The sequence below is a fragment of the Sinorhizobium terangae genome, assembly GCF_029714365.1.
In the GTDB taxonomy this organism is placed as follows: Bacteria; Pseudomonadota; Alphaproteobacteria; order Rhizobiales; family Rhizobiaceae; genus Sinorhizobium; species Sinorhizobium terangae.
Genome location: NZ_CP121660.1, coordinates 957,159 through 978,853, shown reverse-complemented (window position 1 = coordinate 978,853; position 21,695 = coordinate 957,159). Strand labels below are relative to the sequence as shown.

The window sequence follows — 21,695 nt, the reverse complement described above, 5'->3', positions numbered from 1 at the left end:
TCCACTGGGCCGGGCAGCCCCTCCTCCTCCCGCGGGGAACCTACCATCGCGTCGGCCGAGGATCTACCCGTGTGACGTTGGGGGGTTCGAATACGAGTGACATGCCTGCTTATCCGGAACAAACCTCCCCGTGCCGCGTTTCCCGGGGTCAGCGAGCGCTTGCGGAGGGACCTATGTGCAGCGCAGAGGCTCTGCCGAAAGAACTGGAGAGCAAGATCGGTACTTCGGATTTGCCGGATTTTCGGGCGGCGCTGGATGCATTGCCTATGGCGGTCTACGTCACCGACCGAGAGGGGATCATCACCTACTTTAACCAGGCGGCCGTGGATCTCGCCGGCCATGAGCCCAGGCTCGGCAAGGATCGTTGGTGCATCAGTTGGGAGTTGCGCCGGACGGACGGGTCAATTCTGCCCCATGACGAGTGCCCGATGGCCCAGACGCTCAAGGAGGGGCGAGCGATCACTGGGCACGAGATTGTGGCTGTACGGCCGGATGGAACGATGGTTCCTGTCCTTCCCTACCCGACACCGATCTTTGACAAATCGGGGATCATGACGGGGGCTATCAATCTCCTTGTCGATATCAGTGAACGAAACGGCTCGGAAACTGTTCTGAGGGCGAAGCCAGAGCGAATAGACGTTCTAGACCCGGTCGTTTCCCGCTCCGGCGAAGTACACACAGCAACAGCGATCGACGACGCGAATTTACTGCTCGCCAGTCAGCTTGAGGCTGAACGCCGCCAGCGGGCCGAACAGGATTCCCGGTTTCTCGCAGCGATCGTCGAGTCCTCCGACGACGCCATCGTTAGCAAGGACTTGAATGGCATCATCACCAGTTGGAACAAGGGAGCCGAGCGTCTGTTTGGGTATGCCGCCGACGAAGTGATCGGGAGGCCGATCACCATTCTCATTCCGCCCGGCCATGAGAATGAGGAGCCCCATATCCTCGATCGCATCCGCAATGGATTGCGTATCGATCACTACGAAACGAAGCGTCAGCGCAAGGACGGACGCCTTGTGGATATCTCGCTCACGGTGTCCCCCGTTCGTGACGCCACAGGTCAAATAATCGGCGCCTCGAAAATCGCCCGCAATATCACGGAATGGAGGCAAGCCGAAGAGACTATGAAAGCGCGGCTGCGCGAACAGGCTGCGCTCTACCACCTCACTGAAAAGCTTCATCGCGCCAATGGCCTTGAAGAGGTCTACGACGCGGCGCTGGATGCCATCAGAGCGGCGCTCAATTGCAGCCGCGCGTCGATTCTGTTGTTCGACCAGTCCGACACAATGCGCTTCGTGGCGTCGAGCGGATTATCGGAACATTACCGTCATGCCGTCGACGGCCATTCTCCATGGACCCGGGGGGCGCACGATCCGGATCCGATCTTCGTCGAAGACGTGGCCGGAGCCGACCTCTCCGACGATCTCAGAGCGACAATTGCATCGGAAGGCATTGCCGCGCTCGGGTTTATTCCCTTGGTCTCCGGGGGAAGGCTGATCGGCAAGTTCATGGCCTATTACGACGAGGCCCATGTGTTTACCGAGACGGAGATCAGCCTTGCGCTGACAATCGCCCGACAGCTCGGATTCAGCATACAGCGCATCCGGGCCGAACAGGCGAGGCAACTCGCGGAAGAGCAACTGCGACGCAACGAGGCCAGCGAACGGGCACGCGCGGCCGAAATGCAGGCCATTATGGAGGCCGTCCCGACGCCCATCTGGATAACACGAACGCCTGACTGCCGTGTCATCGAGGGTAACCGAAGCGCCTACGAGTTGCTTCGGCTACCGCCAGGTTCGAACCTCTCGCTTTCGGCGCCCCCTGATGAGCGGCCGTCCGGGTTTCAGATTTTCTCGGCGGGAAGGATGTTGTCGGTCGATGAACTGCCGGTGCAGCGCGCGGCACGCGGGGAAGAGGTCGAGAACTTCGAACAGGAAGTCCGGTTCGATGATGGTAATTCGCGCCATTTCCTCGGCAACGCGACTCCGCTGCGAAACTCTCTTGGAGAAATAGTGGGCGCCGTGGCCGCCTTCATCGACATCACGGAGCGCAAGCAGACAGAAGAAGCCCTTCGAGAAAGCGAGCGCCGGCTCAAAATGGCTCTGGATGCCGGGCGGATGGGCGCCTGGGAGTGGAACCTGCAGAGCGGCAGAGTGATCTGGTCACCCGGACTTGAGGTGCTTCATCATCTCGAGCCGGGAACATTCGAAGGGACACTTGCAGATTTCAAGCGTGATATTCATCCCGCCGATCTTCCGGCCGTCGAACAGGCGATCGAGAGGGCCCTCGCGACCCGCGACGACTATCATGTCGTCTACCGCATGCGCCTGTTCGACGGAACGATACGCTGGATGGAAGCCTTTGGCCGGTTCTCGCCCTCAGACAGCGCGGCGGGTGAGCGTCTGGCCGGAATTTGCATGGACATCACCGAGCGAAAGGAGACCGAGGCGCAGAGGGATCTGCTTGTCGCTGAACTCAGCCACCGCGTGAAGAATACGCTGGCCACGGTCAACTCGATCGCACGACAGTCTTTTTCGATGAACCCGGACGCACGCGATGCGCAGCGATCGTTCGATGCCCGCATCCGGGCGTTGGCACAAGCACATACCCGTCTTGCGGAGACCAGGTGGTCAGGAGTTTCTCTTGAGACGATATTTTCCGATGAGCTGGCTCCCTATCGAAACGAGAACGTAGACAACATCTCTCTCTACGGCCCACCAACGACGCTGCCGCCAAAACATGCCTTGACCCTTGGTATGGCCGCGCATGAACTTGCCACCAATGCCGCCAAGCACGGCGCGCTCTCCGTAAAAGCTGGTCGCGTAAGCGTCGATTGGACTGTCGACCCGACCGACCACCGGCTTTGCATCCGCTGGAGGGAGACGGGAGGCCCTTCCGTCTCGCCGCCAAGCCGAAACGGTTTCGGGCGCTTGCTTCTCGAACGGGTCCTCGCTTCCGACCTGAGCGGTGATGTCCGCCTGGAGTTTGCGTCCAAAGGACTGAACTGCACGATCGACGTGCCCTATCTCAGGGGTGCCGAATGACCGAGTCCGAAGGATGCCGGGTCTTCGTCGTCGAAGACGAGTTCCTGGTGGCATTGCAGATCGAAGACGACCTCGTCGCAGCCGGCTACGTCGTGGTGGGCCCCTTCACGACCTTGCAGGGGTCAATCATCGCGTCGCGCGAACAGCAGTTCGAAGTCGCCACGCTGGACCTGAATCTACGTGGCGAATTTGTCTATCCACTCGTCGATGAACTGCTCGAGCGCGGCGTGCCCGTCCTGCTGCTGACGGGCTATACGGCGGCGGACTTGCCGGAGCGGTTCCGTGCGTTGCCTCGCCTGGCCAAACCCTTCGACGGCCCCGAACTGATCCGGCAGGTCGAAAGCCTTCTGCCCGCGACGTGATGGCCGCCCCGGTTTCCGTGCGATTCCGGGTCCGAGACGACAGATTGCTCCTGTTTGAATGACCTGCCGCAGGGTTGTCGGTGAGTTGGGCTCTTTCCTACTCCGCGGGTTGGGGCAGTGTCTCCTCCGCAGCCTCCGTTCTGCCTCCGGCCAGGATCCGCTGACCCGAAGCGATGATTGCCACGGACGCCACTCCGGCGATCACGGATACGAAGAAGCCGTGTTGCGCGCCGAAATTATCGACCACCCAACCCGCGACGAAGGCCCCAAGTGCCATGCCAATTCCAATGCCGGTCATCACCCACGTGACGCCCTCGGTCAGCATTGACTCCGGAACCCGACGCTCGATCAAGCCAAAGGCCGTGATGAAGGTCGGCGATATTGCGATGCCGCTCACGAAGACCGCGAGAGCCAGAAGCGGCACCGTATCGGCAACAGTGAGCGGCAGGGCCGTCACCGCAAGGACACTGACAGCGATCAACAGCTGCCTCTGCAGCGGCATGCGTGGGTTCAGGGCCCCGATGATCAGCCCGACGACGAACGACCCGATCGCGTAGACGCCGATGACAAGGCTTGCGGCATTTGGTTGCCCGAGCTCCTTGGTGATTGCAACGGCGCTGACTTCGGCCGTAGCGAACATCGAGCCGACGAATACCAGGGCGAGCGTTATGATCTGCACCGGTCGCAGCCGAATTGCCGATCCGTGGGAAACGCCGTGCTCCAGGTGACGCACTTTCGGTTCAGTCGACCGCTGCAGGACAAAAGCCGCAGTTCCGACCACAAGGAAGACGGTGCTGACCAGCATTCCCGCTTCCGGAAACAGCGCGACCGCCAGCCCGACCGAGAGCGATGCGCCGGCGATGTAAACCAGTTCGTCCGCTGCCGACTCAAAGGCGAAGGCCGTGTTCAATTCGGGACGGTCGCGGAAGAGCTCTGTCCAGCGCGCGCGCAACATCGCGGGAATGCTTGGCATTGCCGCCGCGAAAAAGGCGGACACGAACAACGCCCACGCTGGCCAATCCTGGTTCGCTCCCACTATGAGAGCAATGAAAGCCAGGACCGAGATCGCTGTCGTCGGCACCATGATGGCCGACTGGCCGAGCCGATCGACCAGTCGCGAGATTTGAGGAGAGACGAGCGCATTCGTAAGGGCGAATATTGCTGAAACCGCGCCCGCGATCCAATACTCCCCGCGTGTCTGCGACAGCATGGCGACAATGCCGATCGGTGCCATGGCAATAGGCAAGCGAGCAAAAAAGCCCGCGGCGGAGAAGCCTTTCGCGCCCCGCACACTGAATATTTCTCTGTAAGGATTAGACATGAGGTGTTCCTTCGTCATCAGGACGCCCTACTTACATACGTGGCGTATGTAGACGCTAGTTGCATACGTCACGTATGTCAAATAAAATACGCAGCGTATGTGTAGAAGGAGAACGCATGAGCAAGCCGCGCCCGGTCATGATCGCCGAGACACGCGCGAAGTTGCTTGCCGCTGCCAGGCAGGCCTTCGGGACGGTAGGCTATGCGCAATCCTCGATGGATGATTTCACGGCAGATGCCGGGTTGACACGTGGGGCGCTCTATCACCACTTCGGAGACAAGAAAGGGCTGCTGCAGGCCGTGATTGAAGAGCTGGATGCGGAGATGACGGCGCGGTTGCACAGCGCCGCCTCACGAGCACCAACGCGCTGGGAGGCATTCGTCGACGAGTGCGTGGCCTATATTCAGATGGCGCTCGAGCCCGAAATTCAACGAATCATGTTTCGCGACGGCCCCGCGGTCCTCGGAGACATATCCCAATGGCCGAGCACCAACGGCTGCATCGCAGCCCTCAGTCGAAGCCTGAGCCACCTCAAGGCGGACGGAGCGATTGTCGACGTCGACGAAGAAGCGACCGCGCGCCTGATCAATGGTGCCAGCAGCCATGCCGCCTTGTGGATCGCCAACTCGGAGGAGCCGCAGGAAACATCGAAAAGGGCAGTGGAGGCCTTCCGTGCATTGCTCGAGCGACTAAAGAAGCCTGACGGAGATGCGGCCGAAGCTCGCGCGACGATTTCAACAGGCTCTTGAATGCTCAGCCGACAGACGCATTTTATCGCCAGTTACTGAGCCAGGCGGCCCTCTAACCAGCGTGTCATGATCGCCGCGAGTTCCTCGGGCGCCTCCATGGGGATCATATGCCCGGCGTCGACCAACACCATGACTGCGCCAGCAATACGATCGCGTAGTTCTTCGGCCTCCTCGAGACTGCGGAGGCGGTCGTGTGTTCCCGCTATGATCAGGGTGGCGCCGCGGATCTCGACAAGGCGTTCAAGATCGCCATCGCGTCGAAACATCGTCTGCTGCTGAAAGACCCTTCCTCCAAGACGAACGCTCATCGCCTGGATACGATCGATCAATTCAACATCGTTCGCTCGATCCGGATGAACAGAGGTGCGCAGCGAGGCATGGCTAAGCCCCCGGAAGGCGGCGGGGTCGAAAGCGGAGGCTGCCGACCTGCGCCGGGCTTGAACTTCCCCGTCTCCCCGCGCAGAAGTAGCAATCAGCACAAGCGACGATATCCTCTGTGGTGCAAGCCGTACCATCTCACGCGCGACGTAACCTCCCATGGAGAAACCGACGAGCATGAACTGGTCTGGAGCGTCGAGCAGTGCCTGGCTGGCCATTTCCTCAATCGACTTCGCCCGCGTCGGATCGACATGGACGATTTGGCTGCCGGTCGGCAACCGGCGAAGCATGTCTGACCACAGCTCGCGGTCGGTCATGAAACCCGGGACGAGGACGATGTTCATCCGGTCGGTTCTCTCAAATGGTTACTGCTCGACCTGCCAAGCCCGCGGTCTTTCACCGACATGCAGTAGTGGATACACATTGAAAAGTCAGCGGACGGCTGGGAAAAGAGCGTCGGTGCTTGAACCACCGGCGCGGCGCTTCAGCCTCGACGAAAGACCGGAATTTCCTGAATAAAAAGAGCCGCGTGCAGTGAACCGCGAGACCTTCCGACCGGCCCGCGCGGCGGGACCGGCCGGCTCGTCCGTCAAATTTCCACGGTCAAGAAGTCCGATAGCTGCAGTTGTAATGCGGCAGCGATACGTTTCAACTTTGCCGGATCAGTATCCAGGCCACTTTCAATTTCGCTGATTTCGACGTTGGCGAGGCCACAAGTGACAGCAAGGTCTTCGATGCTGTAGCCGACAGCCTCACGAGCGGCCCGAACGCGGGCGGCGACGTCGTTGCTGACGACGGCAGCGGCTTGATTGTTGCTGAAACTTTCGAGTGAAATGGACATAAATGTCTCCTTCTCTTGGCATTGAATTTTTTTAAATTCGATGTTGAGGGGGGTGACACGCGCCTTGGCGACGGCGGTAACGTTTTATGTCATCGATGTAACATAGACAAGCTACCATACCGCGAAACGCGCTGCACCGGGCTCGCCTTGCGTCATCAAAATCAAGTGCAATCACGATTTGGACTGGGTTGCCGGCGCTCACGGAGTTTCCAGGATCCGGGGGCGAGATCCTGCTCCTATCCTTAAAACTGGTTTCCAGCGGGCGCCATTGGCCATAGACTGGGACTCATGAGGGTTTTCAGTTTCACTGCATTTCAGCACCTCCAGATCTTCAGTGGCATATTTGCTTTGCACAGGCTGCTGCTCGACACGGACACGCGACATCGCGACGGCGGCAATGAGGCCGGATATCTCGGTTCTCCACAAAACAGACGGTTGCCGCCGATCCCTGTAACCGGCTCTGCCGGTTGGACATGGCACCTCGCGGAATTGTTTCCGTCGCCGAGCCAGGTGCGGCCGCAAGGTCCCCCAATCCGATGGCGGTGCCTCGCTCTGGACGACAGCCCGACCTGCGGCACCCGAACGACTTTGGTGGATTGCCCCTTCTGAAGGGAAGGAACTGAAGATGACGAATCAAGCCGGAGCGAACCGAGCCCAAAGACCCGCGGGCGTCGAGAGCACGACCCTCCGAGACCAGTTCGATATGATGCGCCACGCCTTCATGGCGTCCCCGCTGCTGAAAACAATCCTGTGGCTCAGCACCGGCAGCTTCGCGATCATCATCGCGACAGCGATCGGACAGATCATCCTCAACCGCTGGAACCGGCCCTTTTTTGACGCGATCGAGCGGCGCGATCTCAACGCCTTTTTCTATCAACTCCTGCTGTTTGTTGCTATCGCCGGTGGCCTGCTGGTGCTCAACGTCACGCAGCAATGGCTTAATCAGATGGTCCGATTGAAGCTGCGCGAGGGGCTGACGATCGACCTGATCAACGAATGGATGCGGCCGCTGCGCGCCTTCAGGCTCGCCAACTCCGGGGCAATGGGCATCAATCCGGACCAGAGAATGCAGGAAGACGCCGGCCATCTTGCCGACCTCACCACCGATCTCGGTTTCGGCCTTCTGCAGTCGTCCATCCTGCTCGCATCTTTCGTCAGCGTCCTCTGGGCGCTGTCGGCAGGCTTTGTTTTCCACATCGGCGGCTACGCGCTCGAGATTCCGGGCTACATGGTCTGGGCAGCGATCCTTTACGCCGGCTCGGCATCATGGCTGAGCTGGCTTGTCGGGCGGCGGCTGATCGTCTTGAACGGCGACCGCTACGCACGTGAAGCCGAACTGCGGTTCTCACTGATGCATGTCAGCGAACATATCGACGCCATATCGCTTGCCGGGGGCGAGACCGGCGAGCGGCGGCGTCTGGAGCTCGATCTCGAGACCGTGCTCGGCGCCATGCGCAACATCTACCGTGCCCAGATCAACCTCGCCTGGGTTCAGGACGGCTACGGCTGGGTCACGGTCGTCGCGCCGATCTTGGTCGCGGCACCCGTCTATTTCGCCGGCGAAATCAGCTTCGGCGGCCTGATGATGGCGGTCGGCGCCTTCAACCAGGTTCACACGTCGCTCAAATGGTTCGTCGCCAATATCAGCGCCATCGCCGACTGGCGGGCGACGCTTCTGCGCGTCGCCGCATTCCGCCGCGCGCTGATCATGACCGACGTGCTGCACGACGCGGAAAAACGGATCGAATTCGCCGAGAACGACACGAACAAGCTGACCTTCGACAATCTCGAGGTCGCATCGTCGAGCGGACGGACCAGGCTTGCCGAACCGCACATCGAGATCGGCGCGGGCCAGCGCGTGGTCATCAGCGGCGACCCCCGCGCAGGAAAAACACTGCTCTTCCGAGCGCTCGCAAGGCTTTGGCCCTGGGGAAGCGGGCGCGTCGGGTTGCCGGCTGGCGAGATGGTCGCGTTCATCCCGCGCTCCCCCTATTTCCCGCGCGGCAAACTGCGCGACGCGCTTTCCTATCCGCGCGCCGGTGACTTCTCGGATGCGAGCCTTGTTGCAGCACTGTCGAAAGTCGGGCTTGATCAGCTGACCACGTTGCTCGACCGTGAAGCGCGCTGGGAGCGCGAACTTAGCGATGACGAGCAACGTTCACTCGCCTTCGCACGGCTTGTTCTCCATCGGCCGCGCTGGGTGATCATCGACGAGGCGCTCGAGACGATGGATGGGGAAGCGATGAAGCTAGCCTTATCCATCTTCGAAGACGACCTCCGCGATACCGCGGTCGTCAAGATTGGCCGCACGCCGCGAAATGGACCATTGTTCTCCCGTGTCATCCATCTCGTGAAGGACGCCGAAGGCCCAGTCCTAAAACCCATTCACCTCAAGGGTGCTGTGCACGAGAAGGAACTCGCGGCGAGCGCGACTTGACGGCGTACCGCTGCGGCATTGCATTCGCACTCGGGAACACCTGTAGCACCGCACGGATTTTCGTTCGTATCCTAAAGCGTGTCGCGTTCAATCAGACTCATGCGACGCGCTTTAGGTCATTGCTTTTATGCATTTCATTGTCCCAAAACCGCTGCACACTTTTTGGCGACATGCATTAAGGTCCTGTCATAACGCTTTGAAATAAGGCGATTTCCGGACTTAGACGCCGCGCTTGTTGCCCCAGAGCAGGACATGTAGTTGCGGCAGCACGCGCGCCTCGAACCAGCGGTCCTCGGCAACCTTGTCGATCAGCCAGCGCATACGCTCCATTATGCCATCGATGTCGATCGCCGCATCGTCCTGATCGGGGGGCGGCGGTGTGTGGTTGCCGGGTTGCAGATAGACGGGCAGTTGCGGATAGCGCGCTGCCGCCGCCCGGGCATAGGCGTAGTCCGCTTCGTCGAAGATGACTATCTTCAGCACGGTTTGCGGCCTGCCCTCAGACATCCGCAGACACGCGTCGAAGGCCTGCCAATCCGTTTCCATCGCGCTCGACGGCGGCTTCGGACTCAGCACCAATACGTCGAGATCGGCAAACCAGTCCCTGGCAACCGAACCCTGCGTTTCGAGGGCAAAACGATAGCCTTGGTGGTGACCGCGATCGATGAGTTGGCCAAGCGGCTGGATGGCCGGATTGCCGCCGGAGAGCGAAACCATAAGCGGTTTCCCGTCGGAAAGCCGCGTGACCTCCCGCCAGACATCTTCCGTGGACATCGCCCGCCATTCGTCGCGATAGCGGCTGTCGACCGCGTGCAGGCTGTCACACCAGGAACAGCGATAATCGCACCCGCCGGTCCTGACAAAGACCGTTGGCAGGCCGATCAGCACGCCCTCGCCCTGTATCGTCGGCCCGAAAATCTCGCTGACGCGGATCTCGGCGGATCGTTCGGAGGTCATGGCCGGTATTCCGCCCAGGTCTTCGCCGTTTCGCTGACGCGCACCGCGGTCGTCTCCGGCAGCCGCGCCCTGCACCAGTCGTAGAAGTGTCGCGCCAGACATTCCGCCGTCACCCGGTTGTGGCCGAGAACGTCGTTGAGATGCCGGTGATCGAAGGTCTCGTCGATGTAGCGCTTCAAGGGCGCGAGCTCATGATAGTCACGAACGAAACCGTGTTCGTTCAATGTTTCGGCCGAAAGCTCGACCTCGACGACATAGTTATGCCCGTGCAGCCGGGCGCATTGATGCTCAGGCGGCAGGCTCGTCAGTTGATGCGAGGCGGAGAAATGGAATTCCTTGGTAATGCGGAACATTATTTCACCTCCTCGGCGGAGAAGGCGCCTGTAGCTGCGACCCAGAAATCGGGATCCTCGTATTGCGTCGGATCCTCGACGCCGGCCAGATGAAAGGCTTCGCGTCGTTCGACGCAGGTGCCGCAACGGCCACAATGATGCGCACCGCCCTTGTAGCAGGACCAGGTCTCGGCGAATGGCGTTCCGTTCCTCGCCCCGTCCGCAACGATCTCAGCCTTGGAGACATTGACGTAGGGCGCATAGAGCGTGACGTCGGCATAGCCTTCCAGCGCATGGTTCTGCATCGTCTGGAACGCGTCGATGAATCCCGGCCGACAGTCGGGATAGATGAAGTGGTCGCCGCCGTGTACAGCGGTCGCCACCGCATCAGCCTTGCGCGCCGCGGCAACGCCGAAAGCGATCGAAAGCATGATGGCGTTGCGGTTCGGCACAACCGTTACCTTCATGGTTTCCTCGGCGTAATGTCCGTCCGGAACGTCGACATCGTCGGTCAATGCCGAGCCGCTCAAGTGGCGGCCGATCTCGCGGATATCGATGATCTGGTGAGGCACGCCAAGACGTTCGGCGCAGGCGGCGGCGAAATCGAGTTCCTTGCGATGCCGTTGGCCATAGTCGAACGACAACAGGCCGACAAGTTCGTGTTCCGCCGCTATCTTGTGGGCAAGCGAAACGGAATCCAATCCGCCGGAGCAGATCACAATGATTTTCATGACAGGTGTCCTTGTTTTGACCGGGTAGGCTGCGACCGGAGTTTTACCTGCGCGTTCTTTAGGCCAAACGGCGAGCCTTGTGAATACCAGACAGGTTGTAGATCACCGTCGTGAAGTCTTGTTGCCTGCGGCGACCCATGTGGGGCGGAACCCGCGGAGCAGAGGTCCGGCGTTGCGGGAGCGGCGAAGACCGGACCTCAGCCGGTCGCGCGTCAGTCGCCGCTACGCCGCCCCACACTCAGAAGCTGTTGCGTTCATGATAGGTGCGCAGAAAGAACTGAATGCGCGCGTCCTCAGGATGATGCAGGATGCGGTCAGGGCTGTCCACGCCGACCAGCTCACCTTTCTCCATGAACACGACCTGATCGGCGAGATGGGCGGCAAAACCCATCTCGTGCGTCACCACCACCATGGTCATCCCCTCGGAGGCGAGCGCCTTCATGACGTTCAGCACCTCGCCCACCAGCTCCGGGTCCAGCGCAGAGGTCGGCTCGTCGAACAGCATCAGCTTAGGCTCCATGGCGATCGCGCGGGCAATCGCAACGCGCTGCTGCTGGCCGCCGGAAAGCCGCGAGGGGTGGTTTGCCATCTTGTCCGCCAGCCCGACCTTGGTCAGCGCCTCGGCGGCACGGCTCTCCGCCTCGGATTTCGACATGCCGCGCACGCGGATCAGCCCTTCGGCGACATTCTCCTCCTTGGCGGTCATGTGCGGCCAGAGGTTGAATTGCTGAAACACCATGCCGATCGAGCGGCGCATCTCGCGCAGCTTGCGGCCCGACATCTTCTTGCCCGGCGCTTCATAGCCGATCAGCTGACCGTCGATGCGAACTTCACCAGAATCATAACCTCAAGGAAATTTATGCACCGCAGGAGGGTCGACTTTCCCGAGCCTGAAGGTCCGATCAGGCAAGTGACCTTGCCCGGCAGGATCGACAGGTCGACATTCTTCAAAGCATGAAAGTTGCCGAAGTATTTGTTGACCTTGCGGATTTCGACGGATGACGCAGCAAGCATCTTACGTCCTTTCGATCACATGTTTCGTGATGCGCGTTTCCAGTCTGTGGCCGACACGCGAGATCGCCTCGACCCCCCAGAAGAACAGCGCCAATACCAGGTTTGCTTCCAAATAGCGGAAGGTTTCTGCCGACATGCGCTGCACCTGATACAGCAGCTCGGGAACCGTTATGATCGACAGGATCAATCCGCGCGCCGCGCCGGGCCTGCAGCAAGCCGGCTTCAGGGACCTGAACGCCAACGAATGGCTGGTGCGCAACGCCCCCTATCTTCGGGCCGAGTTTTCCTTTTCAGCCGAAAACGCCGACCGGCGCGACGCGCGATTGCTGCAGACAAGGCAAGGTCAGGCGCTGCTGATCCTGCATCGCATGGCCTGGAACGATCTCGGCCCGATCACCACCGTCCGGGTGGCGTTCCAGCCCGGCCACTGTTTCGGCACCGGCGAGGGCCGCGATCACGGCGCCAACACCTAATGCAAATCTTAGGGAAGCGAATGCGCAATTCGCTTCCCTAAGCTCGCGCCGAACAGCCGAAAACCGCTCGAACCGACGCTAAAGGCCGCGCGCCCTGTCAGACGCGCGGCCTTTGAATTCCTGCTTGAACGCGGGCGATCTCAGCCGTCGTTGAGGACAAGCCCCTTGGTGAGCTCCAACGCCTGCCGTTCGAAGAGTCCGCGGTAAATGCCGCCTTTCACACGAATGAGCGTGTCGTGATCGCCCTCTTCCGCGATGCGCCCGCGGTTGAAGACCAGCAACCGGTCGAGCGCGCGCACCGTCGACAGCCGATGCGCGATCACCAGGGTCGTGCGTCCCATCATCAGCCGCTCCATAGCCTGCTGGATCAGCACCTCGGATTCGGAATCGAGGCTCGATGTCGCTTCGTCGAGGATCAGGATCGGCGCGTCCGCGAGGAACGCCCGGGCGATGGCGACGCGCTGGCGTTCCCCGCCGGAGAGCTTGACCCCGCGCTCGCCGACCAGCGTCCCGTAGCCTTTCGGGAGAGCCGCGATGAAATCATGCGCGCTCGCAAGCCTTGCTGCCTCCTCGACCTCCCGCTGGGTCGCTCCCGGGCGCCCATAGGCGATGTTTTCCGCAAGCGAACGATGGAACAGGATCGGCTCCTGCTGCACGATGGCGATCTGCTGACGGAGCGACGCCTGCGTCACGCCGGCGATATCCTGCCCATCGATCCTGATCTCGCCAGCCTTCAGGTCGTGGAGGCGCTGGATCAGCTTGACGAAAGTTGTCTTGCCGGAACCGGAATGCCCGACGAGGCCGACCCGCTCGCCGGCACGGATGGACACCGAGAAGCGGTCATAAAGCGGTGCCTGGTGCGCGCCGTAGTGGAAGGTCACGTCCTTGAACTCGATCTTGCCGTCTGTGATGCGGATCGGCTTCGCACCGGCCCGGTCTTCGATGCCAAGCGGCTGGGCATGGATGTCGACAAGCTCCTCCATGTCATTGATCGACCGTTGAAGGTTGCGGATGTGCATGCCCACTTCGCGCAGATATCCTTGCAGGATGAAGAAGGATGTCAGCACGAAGGTGATATCGCCGGCGCTCGCCTGCCCCCTCGCCCACAGCACCAAGGCAAAACCGATCACCGCCGCGCGCAGAAGGAGCAACATAGTGCCTTGAGCGGTGCCGTTGACTGTTCCGCGAGTCCAGGTGCGCCGCGTCCGGTTCTGCCACTTGGCGAGCACCTTTGCGAGGCGTTGATCCTCGCGACGCTCGGCGCCGAAACCCTTGACGACGATGTTGCAGCTGATCGCGTCGGCAAGCGCACCGCCGAGCCTTGTATCCCAACTGTTGGCAAGGCTTGCCATCGGCGCCACATAGCCGAGCGAAAGGGCGACGGTGACCGCAATGAAGGCGATCGAGCCAAGCCCGATGATCACGCCCATCATCGGCCAGTACCAGGCCATCAGCGCCGTCGACCCGATCAGCATGATCACCGACGGGAACAGCGCGACCAGCAGCGTGTCGTTCAAGAGATCCAGCGCCCACATTCCGCGAGTCACCTTGCGCACGGTCGAGCCGGCGAAGCTATTGGCATGCCAGTCGCTGGAAAACCGCTGGATGTGATGGAAGGCGGCCGAGGCGATATCGGACATCATCTTCAGCGTCAGGCTGACAATGCCCATGAACGTCACGTGCCTGAGCACAATGGCGCCGAGCGACAGCGCCATCAGCATGAGAAAAGCCGAGACAGCCGCGTTCCAGGCAACTTCGTCGGTAGCTGCACCAGAGACGACGGCGTCGACGAGCCGGCCGGAATAAAGCGGCGTCAACACGTCGGCAAGCGTGGAAAGAAGCACGGCGCCGAGGATAACCGAGAGCCGCGCCGGCTGCCTCTGCCAATGGGCCCAGCAAAAGCGGAAGACACTACGGAACGCGCGGTCGCGCGCCACAAAACGGGTAAAAGCCATATGATTTGCCCGGTGACGCGTGCACCGGCCTCAAAATCAGGTCACGAAAGGAATGCCGACAGGGAAAGCAACTGGTGCGGCATCAATGAATCGGCGCAGCCTCCAAGACGGAGAGCACCGGACGAAGCCAATCCCCTAAAATGCGATCAGAAGCGCAGGCGCCTTGTCACACGGAGAATATTGGATCGCCCGATAGGGAGAAGGAAAAAACTGTCATCTTAGCCTCCCTGATTCTGATTGCCGGAAGACCCTTTATAGTTGAATGCGGCCGAAGCGCCAAGCGCGGATATTGTATTTTCATCTCGCCGCGGGCAAGGTGCAGCCCGTTTGCAACAGTTGCCCGTTACCCTTCGGCGCGAAACAGCCGCGTTCGATGAAAATGCCGCCCGCTTCGCAGAACTTTTACAATCTGCTGGGAATTTCGCCGCTATTCGTTGCGAACGGTGCAACGGTTCCTATTGAAACTAGATGTGAATCTCGAGGTTGCCTGTGCAGAACAACAACATTCTTGTCGTCGGCGGCGCCGGCTATATCGGCTCCCATACGTGCCTCCAACTGGCCGCCAAAGGCTACCAGCCCATCGTCTACGACAACCTCTCGAACGGCCATGAAGAATTCGTCAAATGGGGCGTTCTCGAAAAAGGTGATATTCGAGACCGCAAGCGTCTCGATGACGTTCTCGCACGACATCGACCGCGCGCGATTCTGCATTTTGCGGCCATGATCGAAGTCGGTGAGTCGGTAAAGGATCCGGCCGCATTCTACGACAACAATGTCATCGGCACGCTCACCTTGCTGTCGGCAGCGCTTGCTGCCGGGATCGACGCCTTCGTATTCTCGTCCACCTGCGCCACTTACGGGCTGCCCGACAGCGTGCCGATGGACGAAGCGCACAAGCAAGCGCCGATCAACCCCTATGGGCGCACGAAATGGGTCTGCGAGCAGGCACTGAAGGACTATGACCTCTACAAGGGCTTGCGCTCCGTGATCCTGCGCTACTTCAACGCTGCCGGCGCCGACTTTGAAGGACGGATCGGCGAATGGCATGAGCCGGAAACCCACGCGATACCGCTCGCGATCGACGCGGCACTTGGCCGGCGGGAAAGTTTCAGCGTGTTCGGCACCGACTACGATACCCGCGACGGCACCTGCGTGCGCGACTATATCCATGTGCTCGACCTTGCGGATGCGCATGTGCGGGCGGTCGACTACCTGCTGGAAGGCGGCAAGAGCGTCGAGCTCAACCTTGGCACGGGCACGGGCACGACCGTCAAGGAGCTCCTGAGCGCAATCGAAAAGGTTGCGAAGCGGCCGTTCAATATCCGCTATACCGACAGGCGCGAAGGCGATTCGACCACGCTGGTCGCCAATAACGACAAGGCGCGCGCGGTGCTTGGCTGGGAGCCGCAATACGACCTTGCGGCGATCACCGAGTCCGCCTGGAATTGGCATTCACGCAGAAATCAGGGCGTCTGATTTCGGCGAGTCTGCGGAAACAATTCGAAGCGCTCCGGCGCCGTGCCTGTGAAGAGGCGCGGCGCTGCTAGCCAGCGAGACTCTGGGCCGCCGGTTGCATGCGCTTTCGATAAAGCAACGGACGCTCCAGCATCGCATAGCCGGCAATGCCGATCATCGTGCCGCAAAGCACCGAAGCCACCATCGCTATCCAGGCATCGACCCCGACCATCGAAGCGGCCCTGGCGGCCACGGAAATCGCGAAAGTGTGCCAGATGTAGATCGAATAGGAAGCATTGCCGAGAAGGTTCGGCACCTGCAGCGAACGGATATATCCGCGAGCCTCGACGGAGAGGACGCCGACGACGAGCATCACCGCAAGCGGGCCGGTTGTGAATTCGTCGAATGGCAGGCGAAGAAGGCCGACAAGCGCGAAACCGCCGAACGAGCAAACGATCAGCGCCACGCCGGGAGCGAGCGAGGGCACCCTGCCCTTCAGCCACAACTCGCCAATCACCATGCCCGCCACGAATTCAAGGATGACGGGTCGCGTGTACGTCAGCATCAAAGCATTGTCGAAGCTGATCACCGATCCGGCCAGGACCAGGAGCAAGAACAGACCGGCGATCGCAGGCAGGCGCCAGTTTCGCGGCAGAAACAGCGAGAGTGCGAACACGGCGTAAAAGAGCATCTCGAAATTGAGCGTCCAGCCCTGCACTAGGACAGGCCATATCTCGCCATTGCTCGGAGAGCGCATTGGAATGAAGAACAGCGAAGCAAGCGCATGCTTGACAGACAGGACCATGTTCGGGAAGAGCCCAGCGATCCCTCCGGCGACCATGACCATGATCGCCAGCCAATAGATGGGCACGATACGGCGAATGCGATCGACCATGAACCGCACCGGTGTGACGGGACGGCGATCGCTGATCACCCACATGATGAAGCCGCTGATGACGAAGAAGACGTCAACGCCGGCCGCACCGATCGCAAAATAATGGCCGGTCTTTTCAGCGGCATGGAATATCACGACCGCCAGCGCCGCCGCAGCACGCAGGTATTGGATCCCGTGGATCGTTTTCATTCAAGCGCCCCCAAGACGCAAGCTACTATGCGCTGAAATGAACTCTGTAGGCTGTAGAACGCCCGTGTTCCGGCCAGAGCCAGTTCATGGTCGGTCGCGTGCGCTTGATCGTCAGTTTGCCCGCCGCAAAATACAGCAAGAACGAACCGACGTGATACGGGTTGAGAATGTCGACCTCGACGAAAGATCGGATGAGAAGCAGTATTGCTATGCCGAAAAGCACCATCGAATCCGGATCGCGTTCTTCCGAAAGCAACCGCTTCAGGTGGCCGAAGACCGTTGTGACCAATACCATGGTCAACAACATGAGGCCGATCGCCCCCGTTTCCACGATTGCCTCGATATAGGTATTATGAAAATGGAAGCCGGTGCGCGCGGTGATAAAAAACTCTTCCCAGAGCCGCTCCGCCTCCGAAAATCCCTGGATCCAATAGGCCTGGTAGCCCATCCCGACGATCGGGGACGCCATTGCCGCCTCGATGCCCTGCTGCCACAGATAGGTGCGGCCGGTGAGGGTCGAATTCTTGCCGAAGGCGCCCAATACCACATCGATACCGCCGCTATAGGCGATCGCGACGGCTGCGACGACGCTGAACATTGCCGCGGCGAGGAAGAGACCCTTGCGGTTCGACGGCCGCAAGGCTGATATCACCCGCATTCCGAGCGAGAGGCCGATGATTGCCACGGTCGTCAGAACCGAGGTCGCCGACTGCGAAGCCAGCAGCGAATAGGCAGAGATCAATCCGGAGACACCCGCCGCGGCCATCCAGATGCCGCGCTCGCCCAGGGTGAAGACGGCAACGAAGGCAAAATATATGCCCAGCGAAGCGTAGAAGCCCAACTGGTTCTTCGATGAGAAGGCGCCGACAAAGCTGAAGGTACCGTCCAGCATATCATAGTGATACGCGCCGAAAAGCAGCGAATAGACAAGGACAAGGGCAACGCCGGCGATCCCTCCGCGCGTGAACGTCGGGATATCGATCGTCCGCATGGCAATAAGCGCACAGACGACGTGGCTGAGATATTGCACGCCGGTGCGCATCGTCATCCCCGGCGCCGCCGACCAGAAGAAGGAAAGGCAGGCAAAGATAGTAAAGGCGAAGATCCAGAGATACTTGCCGTAATTACCTAAAACCTTGCGGTAGTCGATGAGGACGAGAGGCAGCCACAAGGCGTAATAGAGCAGGATCGAGACCTGGCCGAAGCGCGGCGAATAGGCGAAGACGAACAACGACAGCGCCACGGCGAACGTGCCGTAAAGCTGATTCGTCCCGGGGCTGACGAGGCTCGCCTTCGAAATCCGCATGCTGAAACTCACCGCATCGCCATCGCAGCGCTTACCTTGATGACGTCGCCAGGCAGCACCTCGGTGTTTTCGTTCGCCGCGATCTCGGTCGGCTTGCCATCCTTGTCACGGATGATCGAATAGGTGATGTTCGCCTCGGATTTTTGATCTTCCAGTCGCGCCGCTTCGGCCGATTGCAGCAGCGCCTCGGCCATGAGGTCGCGGTTGGTGCCGACCTTCAGCGAAAGCGTGTCGAGCTCGGACTCTGTATTTTGCAGCTCCTGAGCGAGCTGTTCGTCCCAATCATTGCGGAGATTGGTCTCGTCCTGGGTCGCCTTGTTGTAATCCTGCTTGGCCTTGAGCGCATTGGTGTCGATGTCGAGCAGCGACGTCTGCACGTCCGCAACCCTTTGTTCGAGCGCGAGCTTGCGCTGGCTCAACGCCAGCCCCTTTTCGGCGAGGCTGTCGACCTTCTCGCGATCTTCCTTGACGAGTTCAAGCTGGCGCGCCTGCGTCTCTGATTTTTTCCCGAGCGACTCGATCTCGCTTTGAAGAAGAGATTTGAGATCGGCAAGGGCGGCCAGTTGTCGCTCCTGCCGCGTGCCGCGCGACTCCATCAAAGCCACCTCATCGGCGAGCAGCTTGTCGACACCCTCGACGTTTTTGAGTTCGCGGGGCAATTCGATCTTGTTGCGTTTGCCGATTTCAGCCTGGAGCCGGGCGCGGCGAATGAGCAGCCTGTTGCGCTCCGCGACCTGCACGGCGGATTCTCCGCTCGCCACAATGTAGTCCCGGACAAACCGCCCGCCGCTTTCGGCTCGGCGCAATCCGCCGCCGAGGCTGACGGCCTTGAGTACGGTCATCTTCGGCACATAGGGATACTCGCCCGGGGTCTCCACTTCGCCGGTAAGATAGACGGGACGGTATTGCGCCATTTCGACCGACGCCGAGGGCCGGTCGCGCAGACCGAAAAGCTTCTGCATCTGGATACCGATTTCGGCCGCGACTTCCGTCGTCGTCTTGCCCGAAGCAGGCAGGTCGCCGACAAAAGGCAGCGAGATACTACCCGATGCGCCGATCGTGTACTCGCCGCTGACGGCCGACCAGTCGCGCACGGCACCCTGGGCCGTCTGCCACTCGGCAACGCGGACGCGCAGCTTGTCCATCACGCCAAGTCGATATTCGTCGGCCCCCGCCGCAGTCGCTCCTGACGCGACAACGACCGCGATCAGAGCGACGCGGGCGAAACGGGAAAACTTTTTGGAGACGTCAAGCGTCCCCGAAGTTCTGATAGGTTGCATTTTCGTGATTTCCTGATGCCTGACACTGTATCGACCCCGGGGGTCATCAGCGCCAGGGTTTCAATAGCTGCCGCGGGAGAAGCAGACGGCAGGGATCGTCTTGACGACGATGGCAAGGTCGACAAGGAGCGACCAGTTCTGGACGTATTGCGTGTCGAAGGCCACTCTGGCGGCGTAAGATACGTCGTTACGGCCGCTGATCTGCCAAAGACCGGTCAGACCAGGCCGGGAGCGCAGGTAGTAGACGGCAGCCGAATCATAAAGCTCGAGTTCGTCCTCTACGACCGGGCGCGGTCCGACAACGCTCATTTCGCCACGAATAATGTTGAGGAGCTGTGGCAGCTCGTCGAGGCTGAGCTTGCGCAACACGGCTCCTACCGTGGTTACCCGGGGATCATCCTGTAGCTTGCGAGTTGTGCGCCACTCTTCGTAGGCGTGAGGATTCTCCTTGAAATAGTCCTGCAGCACGCGATCGCCATTCTCCATCATCGTCCGGAATTTCAGGCATTTGAAGGCCTGCCCGTTGTGACCGATGCGGCGGTGACCATAAAAAACACTCCCTCCATCAGAGAACTTCACGAGTGCCATGATGAGCAGGAAGAGCGGGCTGAAGAACACGAGAGCCAAGGACGCGGCGGCAATGTCAAAACTTCGTTTCGATATGCCTCCTATTGGCCGGAATACTCCGGTCTCTTTGGCGATGAAAAACGGCGAACTTGCCGAGCGAGTCGCGGACTTCATAGAGGTGACTCCATTTACGTTTTGCGATTGTCGGTCCCGCAGGACGCGGGTCATCTAGCGCGAGTGTATGGTGAGAATTTGTTTTTTGAAGGCGAAATCAAGGCCACGTCGGGGCGCCCCGTCACCGACCCGTTTTGGCCGGCCGGACGCAGGCACTATTACTAAAATTTAATTATAACGATCCGAAATTTATAACTAAGATAGTTTGTCGCATGCCTGCCACGTTGAAACATCGGCCGGACTTAATGCTTTCGGATCGCGAAGTATTACACGAAACGAATCATTGTTTCACTCAGACGGCCAGAGGCAGCGCCGGTGCGAAATTGGCAAGGGGTAATTCCGGCTCAGCTTTTTGCATCGCACCATTATTTTGCGCCGCACATTTTTCTCGGTCTTTTTGCAATAAACTTGTAACAAAAGTTGATCGGAGAAACGCGTTTCGCAAAGCGGAAAGATGCAGCAATCAGAATGAGTTCGCATTTACCCCTCTAATCATAGGGGCCGGCAAAACAAGCCGTTCAGAATCCGATTTTCCTCGGTTGTATTGTATTTCTCTTTACACACTATCTTTAATTGCATGCATGCACACGATCACTCCGAAGTGATTTGTCCACAGTCGCAGGTGAAGATGGCGGAAAGAATTGCGCGGTAGAAACTGCAGAAACAAAGTTGCGGCTTGCATGTTGAAGAGAAAAGCGACCACTAATATAGTGGGAATGGGAGGAGAGGGCTAAGTGTCGCATGACGGTACCAGTCGAAAATCCGAAGGGCGGTAACGCGATGTTCGCGCCGCGCGTTCTCGCCAGCATGATTGGCGCGTTGGTGGCTTTTGCCATCGCAACCTATCTCCTGAACGGCTCACTGCTTTCGACCGCGATACAGACCCTGGTCTGTGCCGTGCTGTTGCAGGTCGGATATTTCATCGCCGTCCTGTTCCTGGTCTGGAAGGAAGCCCGCGACCGACGCAAATTGTCTTCCGGCAAGGCGTCGATCGAATCTGCGTCCGACGACAAGCAATCGGGCAAGATCTCCATTCGCCGTTTAAACCGCCCGGGCCACTCCAACACCTGAAATCATTTCTCCCCGCGCAGTTTCTCCAGTCAAGGCAGGCACCTGACCACGGCCTTGGCGGCGGCGTCCTTCTGCCGCACCGCAAAAAAATTTGCGCTTGACGCGTTTGCGACATGATCGCCGGCCATGTTTTGCAAAGCCGTTGGAAACCAAGATTACACCGA

The 21,695-nt window shown here is 59.9% G+C and carries 19 protein-coding genes and 1 pseudogene; 7 read left to right on the top strand and 13 right to left on the bottom strand.

Annotation, left to right across the window (positions count from 1 at the left end; genetic code table 11):
* Positions 1-173: 173 nt before the first annotated feature.
* Both QA637_RS23275 and QA637_RS23270 read left to right on the top strand, forming a co-directional pair.
* Positions 174-3,044, top strand: a complete 2,871-nt coding sequence (locus QA637_RS23275) for a PAS domain S-box protein (protein ID WP_283067199.1) — start codon at positions 174-176, stop codon at positions 3,042-3,044.
* A complete protein-coding gene (locus tag QA637_RS23270) occupies positions 3,041-3,406 on the top strand; it encodes a response regulator (RefSeq protein WP_153437196.1) in 366 nt (121 codons plus the stop codon). The genes QA637_RS23275 and QA637_RS23270 overlap by 4 nt, the downstream gene beginning before the upstream one ends.
* A gap of 97 nt (positions 3,407-3,503) precedes the next feature.
* Here the strand turns inward: QA637_RS23270 and QA637_RS23265 are convergent, their stop codons facing one another.
* Complete coding sequence (locus QA637_RS23265; RefSeq protein ID WP_153437197.1) at positions 3,504-4,727, bottom strand: MFS transporter; 1,224 nt, start codon at positions 4,725-4,727, stop codon at positions 3,504-3,506.
* Positions 4,728-4,843: 116 nt separating this feature from the next.
* On the opposite strand from QA637_RS23265, the gene QA637_RS23260 reads away from it, so the two are divergent.
* Positions 4,844-5,476 carry a TetR/AcrR family transcriptional regulator gene (locus QA637_RS23260; RefSeq protein ID WP_283067195.1) on the top strand — a complete coding sequence of 211 codons (633 nt, stop codon included), beginning with the start codon at positions 4,844-4,846 and terminating at the stop codon, positions 5,474-5,476.
* 32 nt (positions 5,477-5,508) lie between these two features.
* On the opposite strand, the gene QA637_RS23255 is transcribed toward QA637_RS23260, so the two are convergent.
* Together QA637_RS23255 and QA637_RS23250 are read right to left on the bottom strand one after the other, a co-directional pair.
* Complete coding sequence (locus QA637_RS23255) at positions 5,509-6,198, bottom strand: alpha/beta fold hydrolase (RefSeq protein ID WP_283067193.1); 690 nt, start codon at positions 6,196-6,198, stop codon at positions 5,509-5,511.
* Positions 6,199-6,443: 245 nt separating this feature from the next.
* Positions 6,444-6,695, bottom strand: coding sequence for a helix-turn-helix domain-containing protein (locus QA637_RS23250; RefSeq protein WP_153437199.1), 252 nt, complete (start codon positions 6,693-6,695; stop codon positions 6,444-6,446).
* 625 nt (positions 6,696-7,320) lie between these two features.
* Here QA637_RS23250 and QA637_RS23245 point away from each other — a divergent pair.
* Positions 7,321-9,132 carry an ABC transporter ATP-binding protein/permease gene (locus tag QA637_RS23245; RefSeq protein WP_283067190.1) on the top strand — a complete coding sequence of 604 codons (1,812 nt, stop codon included), beginning with the start codon at positions 7,321-7,323 and terminating at the stop codon, positions 9,130-9,132.
* Between the two features lie 219 nt (positions 9,133-9,351).
* Here the strand turns inward: QA637_RS23245 and queE are convergent, their stop codons facing one another.
* The 5 genes and pseudogenes from queE to QA637_RS23220 all read right to left on the bottom strand — a co-directional run bounded on the left by queE (position 9,352) and on the right by QA637_RS23220 (position 12,302).
* The gene (gene queE, locus QA637_RS23240; protein ID WP_153437201.1) at positions 9,352-10,089 is read right to left on the bottom strand and encodes a 7-carboxy-7-deazaguanine synthase QueE; all 738 of its coding nucleotides are present in this window, start codon (positions 10,087-10,089) and stop codon (positions 9,352-9,354) included.
* Complete coding sequence (gene queD / locus QA637_RS23235; protein WP_283067187.1) at positions 10,086-10,442, bottom strand: 6-carboxytetrahydropterin synthase QueD; 357 nt, start codon at positions 10,440-10,442, stop codon at positions 10,086-10,088. Before queD ends, queE begins: the two co-directional genes overlap by 4 nt.
* A complete protein-coding gene (queC, locus tag QA637_RS23230; protein ID WP_283067186.1) occupies positions 10,442-11,152 on the bottom strand; it encodes a 7-cyano-7-deazaguanine synthase QueC in 711 nt (236 codons plus the stop codon). The genes queD and queC overlap by 1 nt, the downstream gene beginning before the upstream one ends.
* A gap of 238 nt (positions 11,153-11,390) precedes the next feature.
* Positions 11,391-12,166, bottom strand: a pseudogene (locus QA637_RS23225) (amino acid ABC transporter ATP-binding protein).
* A gap of 1 nt (position 12,167) precedes the next feature.
* Positions 12,168-12,302: a hypothetical protein gene (locus QA637_RS23220; protein WP_283067184.1), complete on the bottom strand. Its 135-nt coding sequence runs from the start codon at positions 12,300-12,302 to the stop codon at positions 12,168-12,170.
* 34 nt (positions 12,303-12,336) lie between these two features.
* On the opposite strand from QA637_RS23220, the gene QA637_RS23215 reads away from it, so the two are divergent.
* The gene (locus QA637_RS23215; protein WP_283067182.1) at positions 12,337-12,639 is read left to right on the top strand and encodes a UTRA domain-containing protein; all 303 of its coding nucleotides are present in this window, start codon (positions 12,337-12,339) and stop codon (positions 12,637-12,639) included.
* 140 nt (positions 12,640-12,779) lie between these two features.
* On the opposite strand, the gene QA637_RS23210 is transcribed toward QA637_RS23215, so the two are convergent.
* Positions 12,780-14,594 (bottom strand): ABC transporter ATP-binding protein, encoded by a 1,815-nt coding sequence (locus QA637_RS23210; protein ID WP_283067180.1) that lies wholly within the window; start codon positions 14,592-14,594, stop codon positions 12,780-12,782.
* Between the two features lie 489 nt (positions 14,595-15,083).
* On the opposite strand from QA637_RS23210, the gene galE reads away from it, so the two are divergent.
* A complete protein-coding gene (galE, locus tag QA637_RS23205; protein ID WP_184108781.1) occupies positions 15,084-16,070 on the top strand; it encodes a UDP-glucose 4-epimerase GalE in 987 nt (328 codons plus the stop codon).
* A gap of 67 nt (positions 16,071-16,137) precedes the next feature.
* On the opposite strand, the gene QA637_RS23200 is transcribed toward galE, so the two are convergent.
* From QA637_RS23200 to QA637_RS23185, 4 genes are read right to left on the bottom strand one after another with little or no spacing between them, the layout of a single operon-like run.
* Positions 16,138-17,133 (bottom strand): acyltransferase family protein, encoded by a 996-nt coding sequence (locus QA637_RS23200; protein WP_283067178.1) that lies wholly within the window; start codon positions 17,131-17,133, stop codon positions 16,138-16,140.
* Positions 17,134-17,158: 25 nt separating this feature from the next.
* The gene (locus tag QA637_RS23195; protein ID WP_283067176.1) at positions 17,159-18,439 is read right to left on the bottom strand and encodes an O-antigen ligase family protein; all 1,281 of its coding nucleotides are present in this window, start codon (positions 18,437-18,439) and stop codon (positions 17,159-17,161) included.
* Positions 18,440-18,447: 8 nt separating this feature from the next.
* A complete protein-coding gene (locus tag QA637_RS23190) occupies positions 18,448-19,719 on the bottom strand; it encodes a polysaccharide biosynthesis/export family protein (RefSeq protein ID WP_283067174.1) in 1,272 nt (423 codons plus the stop codon).
* 60 nt (positions 19,720-19,779) lie between these two features.
* On the bottom strand, positions 19,780-20,460 hold the full coding sequence (locus QA637_RS23185) for a sugar transferase (RefSeq protein WP_153437209.1): 681 nt from the start codon (positions 20,458-20,460) through the stop codon (positions 19,780-19,782).
* Between the two features lie 780 nt (positions 20,461-21,240).
* Here QA637_RS23185 and exoX point away from each other — a divergent pair.
* On the top strand, positions 21,241-21,531 hold the full coding sequence (gene exoX / locus QA637_RS23180) for an exopolysaccharide production repressor ExoX (RefSeq protein WP_283067310.1): 291 nt from the start codon (positions 21,241-21,243) through the stop codon (positions 21,529-21,531).
* The last annotated feature ends 164 nt before the right edge of the window (positions 21,532-21,695 follow it).